This is a genomic window from Acinetobacter schindleri CIP 107287, assembly GCF_000368625.1.
Classification (GTDB): Bacteria; Pseudomonadota; Gammaproteobacteria; order Pseudomonadales; family Moraxellaceae; genus Acinetobacter; species Acinetobacter schindleri.
The window spans coordinates 664,898-691,351 of the sequence record NZ_KB849576.1 but is presented as its reverse complement, the minus strand read 5'-3'; the positions used below and the strand labels follow the sequence as shown (position 1 = coordinate 691,351).

The 26,454-nt window shown below is 42.5% G+C and carries 20 protein-coding genes and 2 pseudogenes; 18 read left to right on the top strand and 4 right to left on the bottom strand.

Going from position 1 to position 26,454, the window contains the following annotated elements; genetic code table 11:
* Positions 1–10: 10 nt before the first annotated feature.
* Both glnL and glnG read left to right on the top strand, forming a co-directional pair.
* Entirely contained in the window at positions 11–1,120 is a 1,110-nt protein-coding gene (gene glnL, locus F955_RS10820) for a nitrogen regulation protein NR(II) (RefSeq protein ID WP_004812645.1), read from the top strand.
* A complete protein-coding gene (gene glnG, locus F955_RS10815) occupies positions 1,107–2,579 on the top strand; it encodes a nitrogen regulation protein NR(I) (RefSeq protein ID WP_004894395.1) in 1,473 nt (490 codons plus the stop codon). The genes glnL and glnG overlap by 14 nt, the downstream gene beginning before the upstream one ends.
* A 59-nt stretch (positions 2,580–2,638) precedes the next feature.
* Here the strand turns inward: glnG and F955_RS10810 are convergent, their stop codons facing one another.
* The 3 genes and pseudogenes from F955_RS10810 to mnmG all read right to left on the bottom strand — a co-directional run bounded on the left by F955_RS10810 (position 2,639) and on the right by mnmG (position 6,488).
* Positions 2,639–2,965 carry a hypothetical protein gene (locus F955_RS10810; RefSeq protein ID WP_004894393.1) on the bottom strand — a complete coding sequence of 109 codons (327 nt, stop codon included), beginning with the start codon at positions 2,963–2,965 and terminating at the stop codon, positions 2,639–2,641.
* 127 nt (positions 2,966–3,092) lie between these two features.
* Positions 3,093–4,302, bottom strand: a pseudogene (locus F955_RS17035) (MFS transporter).
* A 305-nt stretch (positions 4,303–4,607) separates the two neighbouring features.
* Complete coding sequence (gene mnmG, locus F955_RS10795; protein WP_004894383.1) at positions 4,608–6,488, bottom strand: tRNA uridine-5-carboxymethylaminomethyl(34) synthesis enzyme MnmG; 1,881 nt, start codon at positions 6,486–6,488, stop codon at positions 4,608–4,610.
* A gap of 265 nt (positions 6,489–6,753) precedes the next feature.
* On the opposite strand from mnmG, the gene F955_RS10790 reads away from it, so the two are divergent.
* From F955_RS10790 to purD, 8 genes are all read left to right on the top strand, one after another.
* Complete coding sequence (locus F955_RS10790; protein ID WP_004894381.1) at positions 6,754–7,098, top strand: hypothetical protein; 345 nt, start codon at positions 6,754–6,756, stop codon at positions 7,096–7,098.
* A gap of 126 nt (positions 7,099–7,224) precedes the next feature.
* Positions 7,225–8,115, top strand: a complete 891-nt coding sequence (locus F955_RS10785; protein ID WP_004812632.1) for a bile acid:sodium symporter family protein — start codon at positions 7,225–7,227, stop codon at positions 8,113–8,115.
* Between the two features lie 81 nt (positions 8,116–8,196).
* Positions 8,197–9,084, top strand: a complete 888-nt coding sequence (locus F955_RS10780; RefSeq protein WP_004812629.1) for a bile acid:sodium symporter family protein — start codon at positions 8,197–8,199, stop codon at positions 9,082–9,084.
* A gap of 135 nt (positions 9,085–9,219) precedes the next feature.
* A complete protein-coding gene (gene prmA / locus F955_RS10775) occupies positions 9,220–10,122 on the top strand; it encodes a 50S ribosomal protein L11 methyltransferase (protein ID WP_004894378.1) in 903 nt (300 codons plus the stop codon).
* Positions 10,123–10,136: 14 nt separating this feature from the next.
* Positions 10,137–11,015 carry a DUF3426 domain-containing protein gene (locus F955_RS10770; RefSeq protein WP_004894374.1) on the top strand — a complete coding sequence of 293 codons (879 nt, stop codon included), beginning with the start codon at positions 10,137–10,139 and terminating at the stop codon, positions 11,013–11,015.
* Positions 11,016–11,415: 400 nt separating this feature from the next.
* Positions 11,416–11,685: a DNA-binding transcriptional regulator Fis gene (gene fis, locus F955_RS10765; RefSeq protein ID WP_001086304.1), complete on the top strand. Its 270-nt coding sequence runs from the start codon at positions 11,416–11,418 to the stop codon at positions 11,683–11,685.
* A gap of 94 nt (positions 11,686–11,779) precedes the next feature.
* The gene (gene purH, locus F955_RS10760; RefSeq protein ID WP_004894373.1) at positions 11,780–13,354 is read left to right on the top strand and encodes a bifunctional phosphoribosylaminoimidazolecarboxamide formyltransferase/IMP cyclohydrolase; all 1,575 of its coding nucleotides are present in this window, start codon (positions 11,780–11,782) and stop codon (positions 13,352–13,354) included.
* Positions 13,355–13,525: 171 nt separating this feature from the next.
* Positions 13,526–14,809, top strand: a complete 1,284-nt coding sequence (purD, locus tag F955_RS10755; RefSeq protein ID WP_004894369.1) for a phosphoribosylamine--glycine ligase — start codon at positions 13,526–13,528, stop codon at positions 14,807–14,809.
* A gap of 50 nt (positions 14,810–14,859) precedes the next feature.
* Here purD and F955_RS10750 read toward each other — a convergent pair whose 3' ends face one another.
* Complete coding sequence (locus F955_RS10750; RefSeq protein ID WP_004894368.1) at positions 14,860–15,729, bottom strand: FRG domain-containing protein; 870 nt, start codon at positions 15,727–15,729, stop codon at positions 14,860–14,862.
* A gap of 84 nt (positions 15,730–15,813) precedes the next feature.
* Between F955_RS10750 and F955_RS10745 the strand changes: the two are divergent.
* From F955_RS10745 to F955_RS10710, 8 genes and pseudogenes are all read left to right on the top strand, one after another.
* Positions 15,814–16,363: pseudogene (locus F955_RS10745) on the top strand (GNAT family N-acetyltransferase).
* Positions 16,364–16,900: 537 nt separating this feature from the next.
* A complete protein-coding gene (locus tag F955_RS10740) occupies positions 16,901–17,776 on the top strand; it encodes a MetQ/NlpA family ABC transporter substrate-binding protein (RefSeq protein ID WP_004812617.1) in 876 nt (291 codons plus the stop codon).
* Between the two features lie 76 nt (positions 17,777–17,852).
* A complete protein-coding gene (locus tag F955_RS10735; RefSeq protein ID WP_004894361.1) occupies positions 17,853–18,878 on the top strand; it encodes a methionine ABC transporter ATP-binding protein in 1,026 nt (341 codons plus the stop codon).
* Positions 18,875–19,570, top strand: coding sequence for a methionine ABC transporter permease (locus F955_RS10730; RefSeq protein WP_004812614.1), 696 nt, complete (start codon positions 18,875–18,877; stop codon positions 19,568–19,570). The genes F955_RS10735 and F955_RS10730 overlap by 4 nt, the downstream gene beginning before the upstream one ends.
* 574 nt (positions 19,571–20,144) lie before the next feature.
* The gene (dnaE, locus tag F955_RS10725; protein ID WP_004894359.1) at positions 20,145–23,717 is read left to right on the top strand and encodes a DNA polymerase III subunit alpha; all 3,573 of its coding nucleotides are present in this window, start codon (positions 20,145–20,147) and stop codon (positions 23,715–23,717) included.
* A gap of 35 nt (positions 23,718–23,752) precedes the next feature.
* Positions 23,753–24,601, top strand: a complete 849-nt coding sequence (locus tag F955_RS10720) for an RNA methyltransferase (protein ID WP_004812609.1) — start codon at positions 23,753–23,755, stop codon at positions 24,599–24,601.
* A complete protein-coding gene (cysE, locus tag F955_RS10715) occupies positions 24,601–25,410 on the top strand; it encodes a serine O-acetyltransferase (RefSeq protein ID WP_004894357.1) in 810 nt (269 codons plus the stop codon). Before F955_RS10720 ends, cysE begins: the two co-directional genes overlap by 1 nt.
* Positions 25,411–25,515: 105 nt before the next feature.
* The gene (locus F955_RS10710) at positions 25,516–26,424 is read left to right on the top strand and encodes an ABUW_2363 family tetratricopeptide repeat lipoprotein (protein WP_004812606.1); all 909 of its coding nucleotides are present in this window, start codon (positions 25,516–25,518) and stop codon (positions 26,422–26,424) included.
* Positions 26,425–26,454 lie beyond the last annotated feature (30 nt).

Genomic DNA, 26,454 nt, shown 5'->3' with positions numbered 1-26,454 from the left:
ACCATCGCTAATGGATCAGCCCCTTTCCATCGACTATCGCCTTTTGGTGGACAACCTGACCACTGCTGTCATGCTGATTGATAGCAACCTGAATATCTATTACCTGAACACTGCCTGCGAGGCCATGTTCGATATCAGCTTGTTACGCGCATTTGGCACACCGGTATTAAATATCCTGCAAGCCCCTACAGATGAGTTCAATACTGAAGAGTCGCTGTATAACACCCTGCATACTGGACAACCTTATACCCGCCGTGAAGCGACCATTATTGTTAATTTTAAAGACATTCATGTGGATTACACGGTTTCGCTACTGAATGCAGGCAAACCACATCACCCCTTATTGCTGATTGAGCTGAATCAGCGTGACCGTATGTTGAAAATCTCACGTGAAGAAAACTATATTCAGCAACATCAGGTGGCGCGCCAGTTGATCCGTGGTGTAGCACATGAAATCAAGAACCCGCTTGGTGGTATTCGTGGTGCAACACAGCTTCTCGCACGTAGCCTGGATGATCCGAAATACAAAGAATTTACAGATATTATTATCAGTGAAGTGGATCGCCTGAGAAATCTGGCAGATAGTATGCTGGGTTCACGTCAATTGCCAAGCTATGAAATGGTCAACGTTCATGAGCCTTTAGAACGTGTTCGCTCATTAATTGTCAATCAGACCAAAAAGAAAATTAAAATTACCCGGGACTATGACCTGTCCCTGCCAGAAGTTTTAGCAGACCGCGATCAGCTGATTCAGGTCATGCTGAATATCTGTGTGAATGCAGTTCAGGCGATGACTGAAAACAAAGACTTCTTTGTCGAGCATCAGCCTGAACTGATTTTAAGAACCCGTATTCAGCGTCTATATACTATTAATGGTGTGATTCATCGTTCAGTGGTACGCATCGACATTGAAGATAATGGTCCGGGTGTACCAGACGATATTATTGAAGCCGTTTTCTACCCGCTTGTGACCAGCCGTGCCAAAGGAACCGGCCTGGGCCTCAGTATTGCTCAAAATATAATGCACCAACATAACGGAATGATTGAATGTCAGTCAGTTCCAGGAAAAACCGTATTTAGCTTATTTTTACCTTGGGAGTCAGATCATGTCGCGAAATAAAATATGGGTGATTGATGACGATCGTGCCATGCGTTGGGTACTCGAAAAAACATTCAAAGAAGAAGGTTTCGACGTTACCAGTTTTGAAGAAGCCCAGTCGGCACTTGATCAGCTGAGTGTGGATGCACCAGATGTGATCCTGACCGATATCCGAATGCCGGGTATTGATGGCTTAACCTTTTTAGGTAAGGTCAAGAATACTAATCCTGATCTGCCTGTTATCATTATGACGGCGCACTCGGATCTGGAATCTGCAGTATCAAGTTATCAGACCGGTGCCTTCGAGTATCTGCCAAAGCCATTTGATATTGATGAAGCGCTAGCATTGGTGAATCGTGCCATCCTGCACATCACCAAGTTACAGCAACAGGAATCTGCAAAAGCGGCTCCAACAATTCAATCGACTGAAATTATCGGTGAATCTCCTGCAATGCAGGAAGTATTCCGCGCTATCGGCCGTCTATCTCAGTCGCATATTACTGTTTTGATTAATGGTGAATCCGGCACAGGTAAAGAATTGGTGGCACATGCTTTGCACCGCCATTCACCACGTAGCAATAAGCCATTTATCGCCTTGAACATGGCGGCGATTCCAAAAGACCTGATTGAGACTGAATTATTCGGTCATGAAAAAGGTGCGTTTACGGGTGCCAATACTCAACGTCAAGGCCGTTTCGAACAGGCTAACGGCGGTACATTGTTTCTAGACGAAATTGGAGACATGCCATTTGAAACCCAGACCCGTTTACTCCGTGTCCTGGCAGATGGTGAATTTTACCGTGTAGGTGGTCATATTCCAGTTAAGGTCGATGTGCGTATCGTGGCAGCAACTCACCAGGATCTGGAAAAACTGGTACACGATGGCCGCTTCCGTGAAGACTTGTATCACCGTTTGAATGTAATTCGTATTCATATTCCTAAACTGGCACACCGTTCTGAAGATATTCCAATGCTGGCACAGCATTTCCTGGCACGTGCAGGCAAAGAGCTTGGTGTCAATCCGAAGATTCTGCGTCCCGAAACTCAGGAATATATGCAAAAGCTGCCTTGGCAAGGGAACGTGCGTCAGCTGGAAAATACCTGTCGCTGGTTAACGGTTATGATCACAGGTCGTGAAGTTTATCCAGAAGACTTGCCACCTGAACTGAAACAGATTCCTATCCAGCAGGACAACGGTGCACCAATTCCAAATCTGAATCAGGTTGCTCCGCACCATTGGGATGAATTACTGAACCAATGGGCAATTCAAAAGTTAAAAAATGGTGAGATGAAGATTCTCGACATCGCAACACCAATGTTTGAACGCACTCTGATTAATGCGGCCCTTCAGCAAACGCGTGGCCGTAAACGCCATGCTGCTGAGCTTTTAGGTTGGGGTCGAAATACATTGACGCGCAAACTTAAAGAGCTGGGTATGGACAGTGCAGATGATGATGTTGAAGAAGAAGTTGAAGGTTAATTTTTAAAGTCAGCCACAAAAAAGCGCCAATTGATTTGGCGCTTTTTTCATTCTGAGATTTAAGCGGCAAGGCCAATATAACGTGAATAACCTTCCACACCCAGATCCGATTTTAAAATTATAAATTCCGGATAAGTACTTGCAGTCAACTCTGCGAACATATTGACCTGATCATCATTGGCATGTAAATCATCCACAGTATGTTGCATGGTCTGTTCAAACTCATCAGTGATGTATTCAAAACCAATATCCATGGCAATAAACAGGGTATGTTCACAAGGCTGGACATATTGCTCTTCTTGCCAGTTAATAATCTGTTGCTGGCAATGTAGGCAGGTAATATTGTCGGTCGCGTCTATATCCAGCTCAATTAACTGATAGCTCATATCTCAATTTCGTTTTTTAGTTCAACTTATATTAACAAAAACTACCTGTTAAATAATCTGTCTAAATATCTTCAAATAAAAAAAGCCAGCCATCAGACCAACTTTTTTCATAGATAGATCACTTAAATTAATGCTTGTTTTGTGTCTTATAACGGGACAGAGCAGTGACTGCCACAGCAGAAATCACCACAGCCGGCAAGCTGGCCCACAGAATACCTGTTGTTCCCAAGCCCAATGCCAGAATCTTGCCAGATAAAAGTGGACCAGTCATGGCCCCCAAACGCCCGAGTGAAATCGCACTTCCCACTCCCGTAACTTTACCTGCCCCTGAGTAGAAGATTGGAGAAATACCATATAGGATAGATTGACCACCGGTAGAGAAAATTCCACCCATTAAACCGGCCAGGATCAGCAATGGAATTACTTTACTGGTAAAGAGTAGAATCAATACAATTGCCAGGCCTACATAAATTATAGCACCCACTCTTGCCAGAGTTTCAGGCGATCTAATAAATAACCTAGCCCTAAAGTACCAATTACAGCACCAACCTGGAAGATCAGCATGATACTAAAAGCTTCCTGCTTGGAAAGCCCCTGTTCCATCAGTAAATTTGGTAACCAGCTGATCAGGATATAGTTAATCATTAAGGTAAAGAAAAAGCCAAACCACAATGGCACAGTACGTTTATATTGTTCCTGTTTAAACAGTACTTCAGCCATATTGGGTACTGCGATCTGTTGCTCAGTCGTTTGAACTTTAACAGCACGCGGTTTGTCTTTTAAAATCATAGCCATGAAAGGCAGCAGAACCAAGGGGGTCAAACCACCGATCAGGAATAATGTTTGCCAGCTAATATCCTTAAAATAAATTGCCAGCCCGGCAACAAAAATCGCACCTACAGGCAAGCCACAATACATTAAGCTGTTCAGCTTACCTCGATTACGTTCAGTCGCCTCATCCCCCACTACTGAAATCATTGTTAGCATCGCAGCCCCTAAGCCCAACCCCGTCAGGAAACGTGCCGCATATAAAATTTCAATACTTGGTGCGATCGCTGTAAGTGCAAAGAACACCCCGAAAATAGCTACTGACAGCATTAAGACTCGTTTCTGACCTAAATAGTCCGCGATACGCCCACCAAAGAAAGCGCCGAATAACATACCAAAAACGCCGAGACTAAATAGCCCATTTGCACCTGATCAAGTGCAAACGTTTCTGCAATACCTTTGGCTGCAATTCCAGGGGCTTGTAAATCAAAGCATTCAAAAAATGCGACCCAGAAACACAAAAATATCACCAGAAATTTTTGTATTTTTTCCTTTTGTGTCAACATCATGATTCATCTTCCTCAATTCCAGGCTTTTTTTGGCTTAGCCCACTGCCTAATTGTTAATCTAATCCTTTCGAATAAATAGCACTACAATGGTAGGATTTGAAATGTAAGGATTTGCTTTTTCACCTCCAAATAAGACTTAAAAACAATGACAGTGATTCTATTTTTAGATGAAAAATTATCAATATTATTATTTTTCAATGATTTATTTTATTGGTAGCTTTTAACTATGGAATCATTCATCTCGGTGATTATTAACTTTTATTTATAAAAAAACCCGCATTAAGCGGGTTCTTTACTACAAAATCTTAAGCAGATTTCTTTGCTTGAGCATTCTTACGAATCGTAATCATCACCAATTGAACTGCCGCAGGGGTTACACCCGGAATACGGCTTGCTTGTGCAAGCGTTTCAGGACGAACATCTTTTAACTTCAAGGTAATTTCACGAGAAAGACCTGAAACGATGTCATAATTAAAATCAGCAGGAATCTTAGTTTCTTCCAAACGCTTCATTTGCGCAACATCTTGGTGCTGACGGTTAATATAACCTTCATATTTCACCGCAATCTCAATCTGGTCGCCCACCTGAGCTGACACGTCAGAACCTGTTAATTCTGCAATTTGAGCAAAGGTAATATTTGGACGTTTTAACAAATCAATCGCTGAACATTCTTTAGAAAGGTCTGCACCTGTCATCTCAACGAATTTTTTACCCATTGGATTGTTTGGTGCTGCCCAAAGATGTTGTAAACGACCTGTTTCACGTTCAACCGCTTCCATTTTCTCGCAGTAAGCCGCCCAACGCTCATCATCCACTAGACCCATTTCACGACCGACTGGTGTTAAACGTTGGTCTGCATTATCTTCACGAAGCATCAAACGATATTCGGCACGTGAAGTAAACATACGGTACGGTTCTTTAGTACCTAAAGTAATTAGGTCATCAACCAGTACGCCCATGTATGCTTCATCACGTTTTGGTGTCCATTGTTCCTGATCCCATGCGCGACGTGCCGCGTTCAGACCTGCAAGCAAACCTTGAGCACCCGCTTCTTCATAACCTGTTGTACCGTTGATCTGACCAGCAAAGTACAGGTTATTGATCGCTTTGGTTTCCAAAGTGAATTTCAATGCTTGCGGGTTAAAGTAATCGTATTCAATCGCATAACCCGGACGAAGAATGTGCGCATTTTCCATACCACGGATTGAACGCACCAATTCAAACTGAACATCAAATGGTAAAGAAGTTGAAATACCGTTTGGATACAACTCATGCGTATCCAAACCTTCAGGCTCCAAGAACACTTGGTGAGAGTCTTTATCGGCAAAACGGTGAATTTTATCTTCAATTGATGGGCAATAACGTGGGCCTACACCCTCAATCACACCTGTGTACATTGGTGAACGATCTAAACCGCCACGGATAATGTCATGAGTTTTTTCATTGGTATGGGTAATCCAGCAGTTCACTTGTTCAGGGTGCATTGAAGCATCACCCATGAATGACATGGTCGGAGATGGGAAATCACCCGGCTGCGGTGTCATAACAGAGAAATCAACTGAACGTGCATCAATACGTGGTGGTGTACCTGTTTTTAAACGACCCACAGGTAAGTTTAATTCACGTAAACGATGTGCTAAAGAAATTGATGGTGGATCACCTGCACGACCACCTCTTGATTTTTCAAGACCAACGTGAATCACACCACCTAAGAATGTACCCGCAGTTAACACCACAGTTTTGGCATCAAAGCGAATACCCATTTGGGTCACGACACCTTTAACCGTATCACCTTCAACAATCAGGTCATCTGCTGCTTGCTGGAAAATATCAAGATTCGCTTGGTTTTCTAATGTTTCACGAATGGCAGCTTTATAACGTACACGGTCAGCCTGCGCGCGCGTCGCACGAACCGCAGCACCTTTACGTGAGTTTAAAATTCGGAATTGGATACCGCCTTTGTCAGCAGCAAGTGCCATTGCACCGCCCAAGGCATCAATTTCACGCACCAAATGCGATTTACCAATACCACCGATGGCTGGGTTACAACTCATCTGCCCTAAAGTCTCAATATTGTGAGTTAAGAGTAAAGTCTGTCGACCCATACGCGCCGCAGCCAATGCTGCTTCCGTACCTGCGTGACCGCCACCGATCACAATGACATCGTATACTTTAGGATAGTGCATAGTGGTATTTGAGAGATTAAAAAAGGATAGCCGAAGATTATAGCAAAAATTGCAGAATAGTTGACAAATTCAGTGGAATTAATTCAAGGTCACCCTATCGTATTTTTATAAACCTTCTTAATTGTCACTTAATCTTTCATTTTTTAGCAAAACACCGATAAATCAATACATAGAGCTTGTATTTGTTACCTGATCGCAATTGTATGCAGCTGAGTATTTTCTAAGATGTAAATTTGACGCCACACGAAGAAAAAAGGTGAAATAAATGGATAAGAAAATATTATTTTCAATAATGCTCGGTGCACTATCAGTAACAGGCATGGCAACTGCAAATGATAAGGTTGCTAAAGTTTACAATCCAGATTTGTATCAAAAAGTTTGTAAAGGCAAATCAGCTGGTGATGCCGTAACTTTTGCTCATCGTGGTATTATCTGGAACGGAACCTGTGAACCACAGTTTTTTTCCAACTCTAAAACAGCCTTAATGGGTGATGAAGCTGAAATTTACAGTGCTTGTCAGGACGCTTCTGGAAACACCACAACCACCGTTAATGGTCAGGAAATTAGTGGTAAATGTGCCTTGGGCTTCACTCCCCCTCGACCTAAATAAAGCTCTTTGAAGTGATAAAAGAATAAATGGGCAAAATTGAGGTTTTGCCCATTTTCTATTGATTATTTAATAATTTACGTTAAACTTAATTTAAAAATGAAGATCCAATAATAAAAAGGACATTCTATGGATTCGGTATTTTTTGTTTTTTTATTGCCGGTACTGCTGGCAATTTTAATGATGGGGTTAGGACTTGAATTACGCGTCAAGGATTTTATTCGTGTACTCAACTATCCTAAGGTCATTTTTATTGCCTTATTTATCCAGCTGATCCTGTTGACCAGTCTGGCTTTTCTGATTTGTATCATATTGGATTTGCCGCCGCTACTGGCAGTGGGTTTAATGCTGCTGGCAGCCTCTCCGGGTGGACCAACTGCCAATCTTTTCAGCTACCTATATAAAGGTGATTTAGCGCTTAACTTCACCCTGACTACAATTAATACTTTTATATCGATCTTCACCCTGCCTTTTATTATTAATTTATCCTTACATTTTTTCCTGGGCAGTGACGATACCATTACCATGCCAGCCATGAAGATGGTTCAGGTATTTTTTATCATATTACTTCCTGTTATCTTCGGTATGGCATTACGGGCTAAATTCCCAAGGCTCACAATCACTGTCAATCGCTCAATGCGTATTTTCGCAATTGGCTTCCTCATTGCATTATTTGTATTTGCAGTCGTACGCGAACGCCATAATCTGATGGAATATTTCAATAGCATCGGAATCGCGACCGTAATTTTTGGCTTTTCCAGCCTGTTTATTGGTTATTGCCTACCTTTACTGCTTGGTATTCCAGACCGTCAGGCACGTGCTTGTACCTTTGAGGTGGGCATTCATAATACCGCTGTTGCCATAACTATCGCTATTACCGTATTAGGCAATAATACTATTGCCATCCCTGCGGGTATCTATACTATTGTCATGTACACTCTTGCCACCTTTTTTGGCATTATCCTGAGCCGTCAACGCATCATTTATCAGAAATCTAAGCATCGTTTATCAGATTTGTAAACATGCTATGTAAACCATAATTTCCTCTGTATGCTGGACTTAAAAATAGATAAAAAAGACATTTAAATAAGGAGTATACAGATGGATTCTGGCTTTATTACCATATTGTTACCACTGGCTTTAGCGATCATTATGATGGGGCTTGGACTTGAACTTACCCCACGTGACTTTAGCCGAGTTACCCGCCATCCCAAAGCTGTACTCATCGCACTTTTCTGTCAGCTGATTATCCTAGTGGGAATCGCCTTTGCACTATGTAAACTACTAGCTTTACCACCACTGTTATCAGTCGGTTTGATGCTCTTGGCTGCTTCTCCAGGCGGTGCCACAGCCAACCTGTTTAGCTACCTATTCAAAGGTGATCTAGCACTGAATATTACTTTGACAGCAATCAACTCAGTCATTGCTGCAATTACCCTGCCTTTAATTATTAACTTCTCGATCTTGCACTTCATGCAGGATGGTCAGCAAGTTGGCCTGCAATTTGGCAAAATTCTGCAGGTCTTTGCGATTATTCTGATTCCAGTTGGGATTGGCATGCTGATTCGTCATTATGCACCAGGTGTGACAGCAAAATTGAATCGACCACTGCGGATTTTTGCTATTACTTTTCTGGTTCTTATTATTGTCGCAACCATTGTGAAGGAACGTGCCAATATCAGTGAATATCTGACTCAAGTCGGACTGGCAACTGCCTTATTCTGTATCCTGAGCCTTGGCATCGGCTATCTGGTTCCACGACTCCTTAACATTAATAGCGCTCAAGCCCGCGCCAGTGCTTTTGAAATCGGCATTCATAACAGTACCCTTGCGATGACCATTGCCCTGACCGTAATTGGCAGCTCAGCAGTAGCAATGCCAGCGGCAGTTTATTCGATTTTTATGTATATATTTGCTGCAATTTTTGGCACTTTACTGAATCGACTTGCACCGCTTCAGGTACAAAAACCCCTGACAAATCTAGATTAGATAAAGTCTAAAACCTTTAAAAGGATGTCTCAGGCATCCTTTTTTTTATTTACACCTGCACAGCAATCTAGCCGCACAAAAACCGGAACTTCCGTTACAATAGCTTTTTGAAAAGATATACATAAGGTTATTTCTGTGAAGTGGTTACAAATTCATATTACGGTTGATCAGGCTCAGGTTGATTTCACTGAAACATTACTCAGCTCGCTGGGTGCGGTGAGCGTGACGCTGGATGATGCTGAAAATCAGGATTTACTTGAACCACTTCCAGGTGAAACACCGTTGTGGAATAAAGTGATTGTTACCGGTATTTATGCACAAGAAGAGGGCGAAGAAATCGATGTCGACGCACTCGAAACCTTTATTCGTGCACAAATGCCTGAAGCGCCTATCCGTCATGAATTTCTGGAAGATCAAGCTTGGGAACGCACCTGGATGGATGCTTATGAACCAATTCAGATTTCTGACAAGTTCTGGATTGTGCCAGAATGGATGGAACCACCTGAAGCAGATGCAGTAAATATCAAGCTCGATCCAGGTCTGGCTTTTGGTACAGGCAATCATGCTTCTACTTTCCTCTGCCTGCAATGGCTGGGGAAAACAGATCTCAAAGACAAAACCGTCATCGACTATGGTTGCGGTTCAGGCATTTTGGCTGTTGCTGCCCTGCTATTTGGCGCGAAAAAAGCATATGCAACCGATATTGATCCACAAGCAGTCTTGGCCACCCAACAAAATGCTGAACTCAATGGTGTACTTGATCGGCTTTATGTAGGCTTACCGGAAGAATTTAACGAAGAGCTTGGTGCAATAAAGGCAGATGTTTTCGTTGCTAATATCTTGGCAGGTCCACTGATGATGCTTGAACCGCACTTTGCAGAATTGGTAAAAGCTGAGGGTGAATTCGCACTTGCGGGTGTTATTGAAGAACAAGTTACTGATGTTACTAGCATTTACTCTAATCATTTTGATATATTAGAAGTAGCGAAGCGTGATGAATACTGGTGTCGAATTTCTGGTAAACGCCATAAGAATTAAATAAGCGTGAATGTATGAGTGATAAACGAACCCTCTGCCCGACTTGTTCCACAATCTACAAAGTAACGGTTGCTCAGTTAACCATTGCTCAGGGTATGGTTTGTTGTCCCAAATGCACCACCTCATTTAATGCACTTTCTCATCTGGTGACCGAACCTCAGCCTTCGGCCACTGGCACCCCCCCTGAAGCTAATGTTGAGTCTCTTAGTCCAGCTCAACCTACATCACAATTTGATGCAGACTTATATAACAGCAAGATTTCTTCTCGCCTCAACAATCTTTTACATATTTTTGATGAAAAAGTTGAAAACTCGAATATTGATCTCAAAACCTATTTGAATAATCTAAACTATTTTAGTACCGAGCCCATCAGTGCCCTTCCAGCCATGAACTGGGAAGAAGATACAGATGACAGAAGTCAGCGCTCTATCTTGCAATATATTGGCTGGACAGCAATAAATGTATTATTACTCGGCATATTGGTTTTTCAGTTCTTCTGGTTTAATCCACAGTACTTAAAGAATAGTCATGTGATGGTTACAGCGTTTAATGCTGTTTGTGATGTATTCAATTGTTCTAATATGGAAGAACATTACGACCTGATTAATACCAGGAATGTTAAAGTCACGGCATCAGATTCAAAGCAAACCCGGTTCACAGGTGAGCTGATCAATTATCATGACCGCAGCCTGGCCATGCCAGTTTTGCGTCTCGACTTAAAAGATAATGGGGTGATTACTGCTTCCTATACGCTTTCACCTTCAGAATACCTGATTGAAAGTTTAGTGAGCATCCAGCGTATTCCAAAAAATAGTCCTTTTAAATTCGACTTTCAGGTTCCAGTCAAGCGAAAAAGTTTCGATAGCTATAGTTTAGAAATAATTCGTCCTTGATATTGAAAAAAACTATCAAAAAAGATAAAAAAACTAAAAAAAAATGCAGTTTTCTTGCTCACTTTTTTGTAGACAATGGTATTATACGCGCCACGAAAGCTATGTGCTGCCAACTCTTCGCTAATTTTTCACAACAAATACAGTCTTGCTAATGCGCTCTAACACTTATTGCGTATCATGCAGATTTTTTTGTTTGATTTTTGGTCGGTAACAAAAATTTAACAATTGTTACGCTTATATTTCGACCAACTGGCTGAGATGTGTCAAGCTACATGCTCAATGTAATGACCATGTTTTAGAGCTTCTGTTTTAGGATCTAAAACAGAAGCTCATTTAATTTATAGACCACTTTTATATATCACTTTACCCAAGTGGTATTTGATTTTTCGGATTAATTCGCATGAATAGCAAATCTCCTATTTTTACTGCACAATCTGATGTCGCTCTTCGTATTCACGTAGATCGCGCAGTTCGCCACTATTTTGCACAACTGCAAGGCGAGCAACCTTCTCAGGTGTATGACATGGTGCTGGCAGAAATGGAGAAGCCTCTTCTATCTGTAGTTCTAGAATATACGCGTGGTAACCAGACCCGCGCTGCTGAAATTCTCGGCTTAAACCGCGGTACTTTGCGTAAAAAGTTAAAAGCACACGGTTTAATGAGTGAATAAATGATAAAATGCTTGCGTTAATCGCAGGCATTTTTTTTGACTGTAAATTAGCTATTTAGATTTAATCTGTTCCTTGGTAACTGTGACGAAGATCATGACTATTAAACGCGCTTTAATCTCTGTTTCCGACAAAACCGGTATTGTCGAGTTTGCACAAAACCTTGCTGCTCTAGGGGTAGAAATTTTATCTACTGGCGGTACATATAAATTGTTGAAAGACAATAATATCGCTGTAGTTGAAGTTTCAGAGCACACTGGTTTCCCAGAGATGATGGACGGCCGTGTTAAAACACTACATCCAAAAATTCATGGCGGCATTCTGGCCCGTCGTGGTCTAGACGAAGCAGTGATGGCTGAACACAACATCGATGCGATCGATCTTGTTGTTGTTAACCTGTATCCATTTGCTGCGACTGTAGCAAAACCAAACTGTTCACTTGCTGATGCGATCGAAAATATCGACATCGGTGGTCCAACTATGGTTCGTGCTGCTGCAAAAAACCATGCTTCTGTCGGTATCGTAGTGAATGCATCTGATTACGCAACGGTAATTGCTGAGCTTAAAGCTGAGGGTGCTTTATCTTATGCAACCCGTTTTGACCTGGCAGTGAAAGCATTTGAACATACTGCGCAATACGATGGTATGATCGCATCTTACTTAGGCGCTCGCGTAGGTGTCGAGGAAGGTCAGGCTGACAAATTCGCGCGTACTTTCAATACACAATTGAACAAAGCTCAAGACTTACGTTACGGTGAAAATCCGCATCAGTCTGCTGCATTCTATGTAGATCCAGCTGCAACTGAAGCTTCTGTTTCAACTGCAAAACAGTTACAAGGTAAAGAACTCTCTTATAACAACATTGCGGACACAGACGCTGCACTTGAATGTGTTAAATCATTTGCGAAGCCTGCTTGTGTCATCGTTAAACATGCCAACCCATGTGGCGTTGCAGTTTCTCTAGACGGTATCAAAGCTGCTTATGACTTGGCTTATGCAACCGACCCTGAATCTGCATTCGGTGGCATTATTGCATTCAACCGTGAATTAGATGTTGAAACTGCACAAGCGATTGTTGACCGCCAATTCGTTGAAGTAATCATCGCTCCTAGCATTGCTGAAGGCGTGCTTGAAGTCACTGGTGCGAAGAAGAATGTACGCGTACTAGTATGTGGCGAACTGCCGAAGATTGACGAACGTGCTGCACAACTTGACTACAAACGCGTAAACGGCGGTTTGTTAGTTCAAGATCAAGACTTGGGTATGATCACGAAAGATGATCTTAAAGTTGTGACGAAGCGTGCACCAACCGAGCAAGAAATTGACGACATGATCTTCGCCTGGAAAGTGGCGAAATATGTGAAGTCTAATGCAATTGTTTATGCGAAAAACCGCCAAACGATCGGTGTGGGCGCTGGCCAAATGAGCCGCGTGAACTCTGCTCGTATTGCTGCGATCAAAGCTGAGCATGCAGGCTTAGTGGTTGAAGGTGCAGTAATGGCATCTGATGCATTCTTCCCATTCCGTGATGGTATTGATAACGCTGCTAAAGCAGGTATCAAATGCATCATTCAACCGGGTGGTTCTATGCGTGACGAAGAAACGATTGCAGCAGCTGACGAAGCTGGTATTGCAATGGTGTTCACTGGCATGCGCCATTTCCGCCACTAATTAACTAAATTAATTAGAAGTCGTATTTAATAATCCCCCTAAATCCCCCTTTGTAAAAAGGGGGAGTTTTCGCGTAAGAGAACAGTGTTTTTTCGCGATACCCCTTCCTTTTTAAAGGGTGAGAAGTACTACTTCGCAAGGGGGGGATTCTATTCTTTGAGGGATTTTTAGATGAACATTTTAGTTTTGGGTAGTGGTGGTCGTGAGCATGCATTGGCGTGGAAAATCGCACAAGACGATCAAGTTACAAAAGTTTTTGTAGCACCAGGTAATGCCGGTACTGCAACTGAAAATAAATGTGAAAATGTCGCTTTAGACATTCTCGACAACCCTGCCATTATTGATTTTGCCAAAAATAATGCAGTTGAACTGATTATAGTTGGTCCAGAAGCACCGCTTGTAAATGGTGTTGTGGATGCTTGTCGTGAAGCGGGTGTAAAAATTTGGGGTCCAACGCAGTTTGCTGCACAGCTAGAAGGCTCTAAAGCATTTGCGAAGCACTTCTTAAAACGCCATAACATTCCAACGGCTTTCTATGACGTGTTCACGGAAGTTGATGCAGCGAAAGCATTTGTTGAGAAAAATGGTGCGCCAATCGTGATCAAGGCGGATGGTCTTGCTGCAGGTAAAGGCGTGATCGTTGCCATGACCAATCAGGAAGCATTCGATGCCATTGATGACATGCTGGCAGGCAACAAATTTGGTGATGCCGGCTCTCGTGTAGTGATTGAAGAATTCCTTGCTGGTGAAGAAGCATCTTTCATTTGCATGATCGATGGTGACAACATCCTGCCAATGGCGACGTCTCAAGATCATAAACGTATCTTTGAAGGCGACCAAGGCCCGAATACCGGTGGTATGGGCGCTTACTCTCCTGCGCCTGTTGTTACTGCTGACGTGTTTGAAAAAGCAATGAATGAAGTGATGCGTCCGACTGTTGAAGGTATGAAAAAAGACGGTCACGTATACACAGGTTTCTTGTATGCAGGTTTGATGATTGATGAACAAGGTCAACCTAAAGTAATCGAGTTTAACTGTCGTTTTGGTGACCCTGAAACTCAGCCAATCATGATGCGTTTAAAATCATCATTAGTTGATTTGGTTCAAGCAGGTATCGAAGGTAATCTTCCTACGGAAGCTGAATGGGATGAACGTAAAACTGTCGGTATCGTACTGGCATCTAAAGGCTATCCAGAAACCTCTAGTAATGGCGATGTGATTTCAGGTTTAGACACTGAAATGGCAGATGCGAAAGTGTTCCATGCAGGTACGAAAGCACTTGAGAATGGCGACATTGTGACTGCTGGCGGTCGTGTTCTTTGTGTGACTGCTTTGGGTAATACCATTGGCGAAGCACAAGCCAAGGCTTTAGAACTTTGTGAAAAAGTAACGTTCGACGGCGTTCAATATCGTAAAGATATTGGTTACCGTGCAATTGCTCGTGAAAATGCTTAATTCTTTCTTTTAAAGATTAAGTAAAAACCCCGCTAAGTGCGGGGTTTTCTTTATTTACTATATATCTGCTTAATGTAACTAGCTACTTTTTCAATTTCTGGAAAAATAGTTGCTTCGGTAATCCCCAAAATTTCAAGTTGCCCAATTATTCTTGCTTTATCACTATGCGGAATAATAATTTTTTTATTCTTAGTCAAAATTAAACTATCATTTAATTTTGCAGGTTTGTCTTTCTTAAAATTATCAATCCCAAATAAGAAAAACGCGCTATCTTGTCGAATCACACGTTGATTATCCATTTTAGGTTTTACACATAAAACCTTGGAGAGAACATTTGGCTCTATACGTGGTTCGAAATGAGGTTTTTCACTCTGGATTTCGTAAACCAACTTCTTAACATGGTATTGGGAGTTAAACTCCACCCACATTTCATCATACCCATCATCGAGAAACATTAGGTCTGTATCTATATTCGGAGTTATCCAAAAATCGTAAGAAATACGGCTTAAATTAGATAAGATACTAACAGTATCACTGTCATAATATTTGATAGACGATTTAGGTACTTTAAAAACAATCAATTCTGCATCATTCTTTGACTTAGATTGACATGCAAAATATAAAGCAATTAATGGGTTTGTTGTTATATCCAGTAAACGTGTTGGCAGTGAGTAATGCTGCATTTTTACCAAAAATTCGAATGTAGTTTTACAATGTTCAAAATCCTGTGGACACCTAAGCAGTAACTCTTTAAAAATAATATGCTCATTTTTTATGATTCCATCACGATAAATATAAGGCTCAAGCTTATAGTCTTTATTTGAATGTCCCCTAAAAAAGATTGCATGATCATTCGAAATCAATTCATATTCATTTAATTTTTTTAAAATTTCTGCAACACCAATCTGCTGTTTAGACATGTAAAACCCAATGAAAAATTATTTTTTATGTAGATAAATTTATAATACATATAAACCTTTTGCTTTTGCAGATTTAGATTCCATATGGATATTAAAATTGAGACCCCTCGCCTTATCCTGCGCCAATGGCAAGATTCCGATACTGCCCCATTTATCCAAATGTGTGTAGATAATGAGGTCATGCGTTATTTTCCCGCCCCACTGACACCTGAACAAAGCCTACAGTTTATTGAAAAAAGTGACTCGACAGATTGATCAGCATGGTTGGGGTTTATGGGCAGTTGAGCTAAAAGAGACTAAAGAATTTATTGGCTTCATTGGTCTGCAACCACAACCTGATCTATTTGAGTTTTCGTCCTGTGTTGAAATTGGCTGGCGTCTGGCGAAAAAGTATTGGCATCGAGGTTATGCTACTGAAGGTGCACGTGCAGTCCTAGATTATGCCTTTAATACTTTAAACCTAGATAAAGTTGTGTCGTTTACTGCCAAATCAAATACCCCATCTGAGGCTGTGATGAAAAAGATAGGTATGGTAAAGACTCAAGAATTTCAGCATCCAAAGCTGCCGGAAGATCACCCTTTATGTTGGCATGTATTGTATGAAATCAATCAAAGTAATTACTCAGGTAAATAAGACACGGCTCAAATCCTTCCTAAACATTTATTAAAAAAGATCTTTCAGTAGCTTAATGAGCTGATGTATTTATCATGTTTATTTATTTTTATGATTTCTATTGGATAAAATCTTATAAAGATCAATCTTTAAACGATATGAAATTCCGCCTTATCTTCAATAAAAATAATATATTGTATTCATTGATATTTTAATCATTTTCATTCAATTTATATTCTATTAAAAAGATAAGTAAATAGTTTTTATCCACTATATCGAATAAATAATAATTGCTATGATTGCGCCCATCCAGAGCATCATTTACGACTATATCTTTAAATAACCTCTATTTACTCTCTCCAAATAGAAAAAGTATATAGCGTTTGGTGAACTCTAAACCGATCAAACTAACGTGAACTGTTGCAGTACATTTGCATTTTCCCTGCCGGAGCCACATGCGACATCGATCTAGAGTCAGATGAAAGTGTAATAAAACTCCACTTTAACATGACCTTAAAATGCATATACTTTAGGCAACACGAGAATTAGGATATCTTTATGAAAAAGCTACTTGGCGTTTTACTCAGTGCATCTGTATTGACTTTAACTGCATGCGGAAAACAAGAAGCCCCTGCAACGGATGCAGCACAAAACAAAGATTCAGGTGAACTGCAAACAGTGACTATGGCTTCTACAGGTTCAGATGCTGATATCTGGCGCTACATTGCCACTTTACCTGAAACTGAGCAAGCTGGCATTAAGCTGGATGTAAAAAACTTCACTGACTATGTGTCGATGAACACTGCTGTTGCCAATAAAGAAATTGATGTTAACGCATTCCAGTCTTATGCCTATATGGTGGCTTATAACGACGCTAATACACAAAAGATTGCTCCACTTTCTACGACTTATCTTGAGCCAATGGGGATTTACTCAAGCAAAGTAAAAAAAGTAGAAAACTTTAAAACTGGCGCTACGATTGCGATTCCTAATGATGGCGCGAATGAATCACGTGCACTGTTATTATTGCAATCTGCGGGTCTGGTAAAACTTAAACCAAACTTTGATCTGGTTAAAGGTACGCCTGCTGACATCACTGAAAATGCGAAACAGATCGTGATCAAGCCGATTCAAATGGCAACAGCGGTACGTGTGAAAGACGAAGTCGATGCGATTGTTTTAGGTAATACCCTGGCAATGGAAGGTGGTCTGAACGTATTGAAAGATGCGATCTACTATGAGGCCATCGATCAAAGCACTAAAATGAACGTGAACGTTTTAGCCGTTGCAGCCGATCGTCAAAATGATCCTGTACTTCAAAAAGTTGGCCAGTTGTATCATACTCCTGCTGTGAAAGCGTATGTTGATGAACACTTTGGCGGTACAAAGGTTGCGGTAAACAAACCTGTGACGTATTTAACTGAATCAAAATAGTACTATAATAGACTTTTAGAACAGGCAAGGACGATTTCTTGCCTGTTTTTTTATCCGTGATGCAGTTTTTGACACTATGATTGAATTTAAAGATATTTCAAAACAGTATGAGCTTAAGGGTCAAACCTTGCATGCCTTGAATCAGATTAATCTTCAGATTCCAACCGGCAGTATTTTTGGCATCATCGGTTATAGTGGTGCCGGTAAAAGCACCCTCATCCGTCTGATCAACCTGCTTGAGCGCCCAAGCTCAGGCCGGATTATCATTAACGGAACAGACTTTACCGCACTCGATGCCAAAGCATTGCGTCAAGAACGTGCCAGCATCGGCATGATTTTTCAGCATTTCAATTTAATGCAAACTAAAACTGTGGCGGCCAATATCGAAATGCCAATGAAACTCCTCGGCTGGAGCAAGGCAGAACGGGAAAAGCGCCTCGAAGAATTATTAGACTTTATTGACCTGAAACATAAACGCCATGCGTTTCCAGATGAATTGTCTGGCGGTCAAAAGCAGCGTGTCGGTATTGCCCGTGCCCTTGCCAATCATCCAAAAATTTTACTCTGTGATGAAGCGACTTCTGCACTTGATCCACAAACCACCAAATCTGTTCTACAGCTACTTAAAAAAATTAACGAAGAACAAGGCATTACGATTGTGATGGTCACCCATGAAATGGATGTAATTGAAACTGTGTGTGATTATGTTGCCGTGATGGAAAAAGGTGACGTGATTGAAACTGGCTCTACCTTACAGATTTTCAGTCAGCCTCAGCATCCGACCACGAAAAACTTTATCCAGACGGTGCTCCAGCAAAACCTGCCCGTAAATATTCTGACGAATCTGGAAAATCAGAATCATCACAGTATTTATTGTTTAAAGTTCCTGGGTAGCTCAGCGCAGGAAACTGTGATTCAGGGCGTTATCAAACAGTTTGATATCAGTTTGAATATCCTGTTTGCCAATATGACTGAAATTAATGGTTCGGTGATTGGACAGATGTTTATCCAGCTTCTCGGTGATCCCGCGCAAATTACAGCTGCAATACAATATCTCCGAGATAACGGCGTACAGGTAGATCAGGCAGGAGTACAGGAATGAGAGACTTAATTGTACAGTGGCTTACTACGATCACTGCGCCTTTCTGGAAAAGCTCGCTGTCGATGGACCAGTTCGTGACTGCACTGCAAGAAACTTTCCATATGGTGTTCTTCGCGATGCTGTTTGGTTGTATCTGGGGTTTTATTCAGGCGATTACTCTATTAGTTACTCGTCCAAATGGAATTTTGCCAAACCGTGTGATTTATCATGGTCTAAATCCGATTGTAAATGCACTGCGTTCCCTGCCATTTATTATCTTGCTGATTGCTGTTATTCCACTGACTAAATTTCTGGTTGGAACATCAATTGGTACTTGGGCAGCGATTGTGCCTTTGACCATTTATGTGGGGCCTTATATCGGCCGCTTGGTGGAAACCTCTCTGCTTGAAGTAAATGAAGGCATTATCGAATCTGCCCAAGCCATGGGTGCAACACCAATGCAAATTATTTTCAAGTTTATTCTGCCGGAAGCGCGTAGTTCACTGATTCTAAACCTGACCACAGCAACCATTAGCCTGATTGGCGCAACAGCGATGGCAGGTGCTGTCGGTGCTGGCGGTATTGGTGATCTGGCGATTTCTTATGGTTATCAGCGTTTTGATACCTCAGTGGTGATCATGACTGTCATTGTATTATTGATTCTGGTACAGATTGTACAGAGTGTGGGTGACTGGTTATCACGGCTTCGTTAAGTTGATTCTCCGAATAACTAAAGCCCTCTTTTTGAGGGTTTTATTTTCTACCCATAAAATATCTGCATCTTAAACATCGAAGCGAACACATGGATGCTGCCGTTGATCTGTCTTACACAAGCTTTAAAGCAATGCTTAAAGCTTGATCAGGAAGTGCCATCAGATCAACAAAGGGGTTTTGTTACTTTTGGCCCGTCACTAGTAAGACATAACTACTCAAAATTTAAATTAAAGTAAAAATAATGAAGTTCTAATTTTCAAATAACTTCAGGAATAAGCTTACTGACACTTGAAATTTTTCTTTTACTTTTGAAAGATGAATAGCACTCCTATGCAAGGTAAAAAACCTTCTGTTGGCTTGATGATACTTCCCTGTATCACAAGCCAACGGCAACATCCATGTCGCCTCATACAAATTTAATTTGGGTGCGTAGTTCTATTCCGATAAAATGATAAACATGACTTTAAGTCAATTCTAATTCACAATCTAAAAGTTCAGCATTTCCCCTCAATTTCAAACTGAAACAATAAATCCCGTGCTAAACTATCGAGTGGTTTTTGCAGGGACTCATTTATGCACTTTGTTCATCTTGGTATTCATACAGAATTTTCGATTACTGAATCCATCGTACGGATACCGGACCTGGTCAAAGCTGCCGCAAATGACGAGATGCCAGCACTCGCGCTAACCGATTTATCTAATCTCCATGCTGCGGTCAAATTCTATAAAAAATGCCTAGATAAAGGCATCAAGCCAATTCTCGGTTCTGAAATTCGCCTGAATGATGCCGAACATCGTGTCACCCTGCTGTCCATGACCAATAAAGGCTGGCGTAACCTGACCGAACTGGTTTCTGAAGGGTTTATTAGCGGCCAACAACTAGATATTCCTTGTGTACAAAAAGATTGGATCTTAAAGCAGCACGATGACATGATCGTATTGCTGGGTATGCAATCTGATGTCGGCAAAATGCTGATTACCTCAAATCCCGATAAGGCTGAACCTTTACTACAAGAATGGGTAGAGAAATTTGGTAATCGCGTATATTTAGCGCTTACTCGTACCAGTCGTCCTAATGAAGACCTTTTCATTGAAGAAGCGGTCAAACTCGCCAAAAAATATAATATCGGTGTAGTCGCACATAATGATGTGCATTTTATTGCACGCGAAGATTTTGAAGCGCACGAAGCACGTGTCTGTATCGCCGATGGTTATGTACTTGGTGATAATCGCCGCCCTAAAACCTATAGTCCTGAACAGTATTTTAAAAGTTCAGCAGAAATGTCAGAGCTTTTCTCGGATATTCCAACCGCGATTGAAAATACCTTTCATATCGCAAGACGCTGCAATGTCACCTTGCGTTTAGGCTTTAATGACCTGCCAGACTATCCGATTCCGGAAGGTCATACCATAGGCAGTTATTTTACCCATTTATGTGAAGTCGGTCTGGAAGAACGCCTAGACTTTCTGTATCCCCCTGAACAACGTGGTGAGGACTGGCCGGAAATCCGTCAGCCTTATGATGAACGTCTGGCCTTTGAAATCAAGATTATTCTGGACATGGGCTTCCCGGGTTACTTCCTGATCGTAATGGACTTCATTCAGTGGTCCAAAGGGAATGGTGTACCGGTAGGTCCGGGCCGTGGTTCAGGTGCCGGTTCTCTTGTAGCCTACAGTTTAAAAATTACTGACCTTGATCCACTGCGTTATGACCTGCTATTCGAACGTTTCTTAAACCCGGAACGTGTTTCGATGCCTGACTTTGACGTCGATTTCTGTATCGCTGGTCGTGACCGCGTAATTGATTATGTAGCGCGTACTTATGGCCGAGAAGCAGTTTCCCAGATTGCGACCTTCGGTACCATGGCGGCCAAAGGGGCAATTCGTGACGTGGCACGTGTCCTCGGTAAATCCTATGGTCTGGCTGATCGCATTTCCAAACTGATTCCCACCAAACCTTTGGGTTTAAGCCTGGAAGAGTCTCTGGAAGCCGAGCCACAACTGAAAGACGTCGTTACCAATCCCTCCAATCCGGATTATGACGATGCTTCTGAAATCTGGGAAATGGCGCTCAAGCTTGAAGGTATTACCCGGAATACCGGTAAACATGCCGGTGGTGTAGTAATTGCACCAACCAAGCTGACAGACTACTCAGCTGTGATGTGTGATGCTGATGGTACTGCGCGTGTTGCCCAATTCGATAAGGACGATGTTGAAGCAGCCGGCCTGGTGAAGTTCGACTTCCTGGGTTTGCGTAACCTGACCGTAATTGAAGATGCGGTTAAGAATATCAATAAACGAATTCAGAGCGATAAACCGCTGGATATTGCTTATATCCCGCTAGATGATAAAGATGCTTATCTGGTCTTTGCTGAAGCCAATACTACCGCGGTCTTCCAGTTTGAATCCGTGGGCATGAAAAAGATGCTGAAAGAAGCACGCCCAAGCAAGTTTGAAGAGATTATCGCGTTCGTATCATTGTACCGTCCGGGTCCAATGGACCTGATTCCTGACTTTATCCATCGTATGCACGGCGGTGAGTTTGAATATCTGCATCCCCTGCTTGAAGGCGTATTAGAGCCAACTTACGGGATTATGGTCTATCAGGAACAGGTAATGCAGGCTGCACAGTTCTGTGCCGGCTATACCCTCGGTGGCGCGGACTTGCTGCGTCGTGCCATGGGTAAGAAAAAGCCTGAGGAAATGGTCAAGCAGCGTAAAATCTTCATTGAAGGTGCTGCGAAAAAAGATATTGATGAGGCCACGGCTAACCATATCTTCGACTATATGGAAAAGTTTGCCGGCTATGGTTTTAACAAATCGCATGCGGCAGCTTATGCTCTTGTTGCTTACCAGACGGCGTGGCTGAAAGCCCATTATCCGGCTGAGTTCCTGGCAGCGGTGATGTCTTCGGAAATGCAGAATACAGATAACGTGGTATTCCTGATTGATGACTGCCGCAAGAATAATCTGGAAGTATTACCACCATCCGTCAATATGTCGATCTACCAGTTCCATGCTACTGATGAAAAAACCATTGTCTATGGCCTAGGAGCGATTAAAGGCGTTGGTGAAGCGGCTATGCAGTCGGTGATTGAATCCCGTCAGAAAGAAGGTCCCTATAAAGACCTGTTTGACTTCTGCCATCGTATTGACCTGAAAAAAATCAATAAACGGACTTTGGAAGCCTTGATTCGTGCCGGTGCTTTGGATTGCTTGGGCATCGAGCGTGCTGACCTGATGGCACAACTCCCTGAAGCGGTACAGGCTGCGGATCAGGCTCGCCAAAACCGTGAAACTGGTATTATGGATCTGTTTGGTGAAGTTGAAGAAGTTCAACGCAAACCTTCTAAGCCAGTCAAACCGTGGTCCGATGAAGTCCGCCTTAAAGGCGAAAAAGATACGCTTGGTCTATATCTGACTGGTCACCCGATTGATGTTTACCGTAATGAGCTGAAAGCTTTTGTACCGTGTCAGATCAATGAACTGCCCCCAACCCGCCGTGGTGTGACGACAGTATTTGCAGGTCTGGTAGTGGATGTAGCCAACTTCCCGAACCGGATGATGGTGACGCTGGATGATGGTACGGCACGGATTGAAGTATCCACCAATCATGAACGTTTTAACCGCTTTAAAGACATCGTTCAGGTGGATCAAGTGGTGGTAATTGAAGGCGAAATTTATGAGCGCGAAGGTTTTGACCGTCCAATGGGTCGTCTGACTAAAGCCTTTAGCCTGAACGAAATCCGCCAGAAACGAGCCAATAGCATCAAGATTACCCTGCAAGCGGAACATTACAGTAAAACCCTCAGCCGTGATCTGCAACAGATTTTAATGCCATATACCAATGTGGATATGAGTACGCATATTCCAGTCATTCTTTATCTGGATTATGACTATGCAACGACTGAGCTGCATCTGGGCCTGAACTGGAAAGTCGCTCCGCTGGATGAGCTGCTGGTCAAATTACGGGACTACTTTGGTAAGGCTGCCTTGCATATTGAATATCAGGTTAAATCTAAAGCTGCCCGCGCGGTATCTTATGAAGAGGCCAAGCCGGTTGAAGTGCCGCCTCCCCCTGCAGATATGAGTATGGATGATGCCCTGGCGCAATATGAAGCCGAGTCTCAGCCGCAATATTCATAAATTCTGACCTTTAAAATATTTATATTGGAATCATCATGAGTCAAATTGACAATGCTGCTGTTTCAGCACATCTCTCCCATGTGCGTATTGTCATGGTCAATACCACTTTACCTGCCAATATCGGCAGTGCCTTACGTGCCATGAAAACCATGGGCTTGTCCAAGCTGGTTCTGGTGGCACCAAAAACCTACCCACATCCGGACATTGATGCCCTGGCTGCAGGTGCAACTGATCTGATCGAGCAGATCGAGATTGTCGAAACCCTTGAAGATGCCATTAAAGACTGCCAGATTGTATTCGGTACCAGCGCACGCAGCCGTACCATTCCCTGGCCTCTTCTGGATGTGCGTCCTGCGGCTGAAAAAGCGCTGTCTGCGGTCGTGCAAGAGCAACAGGAAATTGCGATTCTGTTTGGTCGTGAAGACCGTGGCCTGACCAATGAAGAACTGGCAATGGCAAATTATCACCTCACTATTCCAGTGAATACCGACTACGGTGTACTCAATGTCGCACAAGCAATTCAGGTCATCTGCTATGAACTGCGTATGGCTGCATTGGATCAGGTAGAACATCCACGTGATGCTAAAGCCACCATGCAGGTCATTGATGGCATTGAAATGGAATGGGATGAACCGCTGGTGAATCATGAACAGATGGAACAGTTCTATCCACATTTAGAAAAAATGCTGGCAGAAATTGAGTTTATGGATCCTAAAAATCCACGATTGCTACCTTTACGCTTGCGTCGCCTATTTGGACGTATACAATTAGATCGTATGGAATATCATTTACTCCGTGGTATTTTCAGCCGGGTTCAGGCCTTGAATAATGGCACCTGGAAGAAATCTTCACACACTACCCAACAGGACAAGGATCAAATCTAATGTTTAAACAGCTCAAAGAGGATATACAGGCTGTCTTCGCGCGCGATCCTGCTGCACGCAACACCCTGGAAGTCTTGACCACATATCCTGGTATTCATGCGCTGATGATGCATCGTGTGGCACATGAACTGTGGAACAAAGACTGTAAAGGCACAGCACGTGCTTTATCCTCATTCAGCCGTTTTGCTACAGGAATTGAAATCCATCCGGGTGCCAAGATTGGCCGCCGTTTCTTTATTGACCATGGTATGGGTGTGGTGATTGGTGAGACAGCTGAAATTGGTGATGATGTTACTCTTTATCACGGTGTGACCTTGGGTGGTACGACCTGGAATAAAGGCAAACGTCATCCAACCCTGGAAGATGGTGTGGTTGTGGGTGCCGGCGCAAAAATTCTCGGTCCGTTTACAGTTGGTAAAAATGCCAAGGTCGGTTCCAATGCTGTTGTAACCAAAGCCGTACCGGCCAATACCACAGCGGTCGGTAACCCTGCGCGGTTTATTACCAAAGATCAGCCGAAAGATGAAGCTGAAGCACGTCGTCGCGATTATGCAGAAAGTATTGGTTTCCAGCCATATGCAACGACACAAGATCAGTCTGATCCGATTATTGAAGGTATGCGGGTTCTACTTGACCGTATTCAGCAAAATGAAAAACGCATGAATATGCTTTGTAACCGTTTATCTATGCTTGACCCTACTTTCAAGAAAAACCAGCTGAATGAACATCCGCTCAGCAAGGAAGATCTAAAGATTCTGGAAGAAGCTCGCCGTGAGTGCGAAGCACAGACTTCTCAGTCTAAGGCCTGATCAAAAACGGTAACACGCCGTAACTTGCATGTTCGTTACAGTTTTCTTAGACTGACGAACATGCAATCTCACAATTTTTCAAAATAACATAAATGGATGTATACCATGACATTTAAGCCTTTGGCACTTGCCTGCTTCGCAGCGCTGGCATTGACCGCATGTTCAACTCCATCTTCAAAGCAAGACACACCTAAAAATGCAATGGTGTTCGCTGAGCCGGAACTGACCCCACCCTTTTATGCATTAAATCCATTCAATTATAACGAACCACCTCCATTTGAAGTGCACTTACAGAAAGCTGCTGCTGCGCCTGTCACCAAAATGGTGGTGAACCGTGCTGATAACCCATCAGAAAAAATTACCCTTGATGTGAATCGTCTGATCATTCCAACAGTAAACAGCAATACGCGTTCTATGCGTTATGCGACTTTAGCTGGGCCGAATGAAATTGATATCACTGAGATTGATGATTTCTTGCAATTAGTTGAAGGTAAGGCACGACACTATCCACCACGTTTCAGCGACCGTCAGGAACGTAGAGGCTTTGAACTGAAACTGAAACGTGTCACTCAGGAACTCGATACTTTAGCTGCCAACAATAATGCCTCTTTCGATATTTTAATGCGTGCATTTAAAGCCAGCGTTATGGCGCGTAACCTGGACCTAGGTTCAGTCTATACTACTAAATCATTGGCTTATGCACAGCGTATTCTGAAATTGAACCAGGATGATGCTGAAGCCAACTTCTGGTTCGGTTTTGGTCTGTCTGAGGGTGGCGGTCAGCGTGAAGCAATTCCATATCTGGAAAAAGCTATGAAAGCTGGTGTTCAGGAAGCCTACTTATCTGCGGCAAACAACTACATTGCCATGGAAAATAAAAAGAATGCAGTTCAGGTGCTGAAAAATTACAAGGTGAAATACCCACAAGAAGCACAAGTAGCAGACCAGCTGATTCAGGAAATTGAAAAGCAAGGTCGCTGGAATGTATGGCAAGTGCTGACACCCAAAAATTAAAGTGAAAATGGTCGTGATCTGAGTTACAAA

Coding starts and splice junctions, on each gene's coding strand:
- glnL (WP_004812645.1), top strand. CDS start 11: ATGGATCAGCCCCTTTCCATCGACTATCGCCTTTTGGTGGACAACCTG.
- glnG (WP_004894395.1), top strand. CDS start 1,107: ATGTCGCGAAATAAAATATGGGTGATTGATGACGATCGTGCCATGCGT.
- F955_RS10810 (WP_004894393.1), bottom strand. CDS start 2,965: ATGAGCTATCAGTTAATTGAGCTGGATATAGACGCGACCGACAATATT.
- mnmG (WP_004894383.1), bottom strand. CDS start 6,488: ATGCACTATCCTAAAGTATACGATGTCATTGTGATCGGTGGCGGTCAC.
- F955_RS10790 (WP_004894381.1), top strand. CDS start 6,754: ATGGATAAGAAAATATTATTTTCAATAATGCTCGGTGCACTATCAGTA.
- F955_RS10785 (WP_004812632.1), top strand. CDS start 7,225: ATGGATTCGGTATTTTTTGTTTTTTTATTGCCGGTACTGCTGGCAATT.
- F955_RS10780 (WP_004812629.1), top strand. CDS start 8,197: ATGGATTCTGGCTTTATTACCATATTGTTACCACTGGCTTTAGCGATC.
- F955_RS10770 (WP_004894374.1), top strand. CDS start 10,137: ATGAGTGATAAACGAACCCTCTGCCCGACTTGTTCCACAATCTACAAA.
- fis (WP_001086304.1), top strand. CDS start 11,416: ATGAATAGCAAATCTCCTATTTTTACTGCACAATCTGATGTCGCTCTT.
- purH (WP_004894373.1), top strand. CDS start 11,780: ATGACTATTAAACGCGCTTTAATCTCTGTTTCCGACAAAACCGGTATT.
- purD (WP_004894369.1), top strand. CDS start 13,526: ATGAACATTTTAGTTTTGGGTAGTGGTGGTCGTGAGCATGCATTGGCG.
- F955_RS10750 (WP_004894368.1), bottom strand. CDS start 15,729: ATGTCTAAACAGCAGATTGGTGTTGCAGAAATTTTAAAAAAATTAAAT.
- F955_RS10740 (WP_004812617.1), top strand. CDS start 16,901: ATGAAAAAGCTACTTGGCGTTTTACTCAGTGCATCTGTATTGACTTTA.
- F955_RS10735 (WP_004894361.1), top strand. CDS start 17,853: ATGATTGAATTTAAAGATATTTCAAAACAGTATGAGCTTAAGGGTCAA.
- F955_RS10730 (WP_004812614.1), top strand. CDS start 18,875: ATGAGAGACTTAATTGTACAGTGGCTTACTACGATCACTGCGCCTTTC.
- dnaE (WP_004894359.1), top strand. CDS start 20,145: ATGCACTTTGTTCATCTTGGTATTCATACAGAATTTTCGATTACTGAA.
- F955_RS10720 (WP_004812609.1), top strand. CDS start 23,753: ATGAGTCAAATTGACAATGCTGCTGTTTCAGCACATCTCTCCCATGTG.
- cysE (WP_004894357.1), top strand. CDS start 24,601: ATGTTTAAACAGCTCAAAGAGGATATACAGGCTGTCTTCGCGCGCGAT.
- F955_RS10710 (WP_004812606.1), top strand. CDS start 25,516: ATGACATTTAAGCCTTTGGCACTTGCCTGCTTCGCAGCGCTGGCATTG.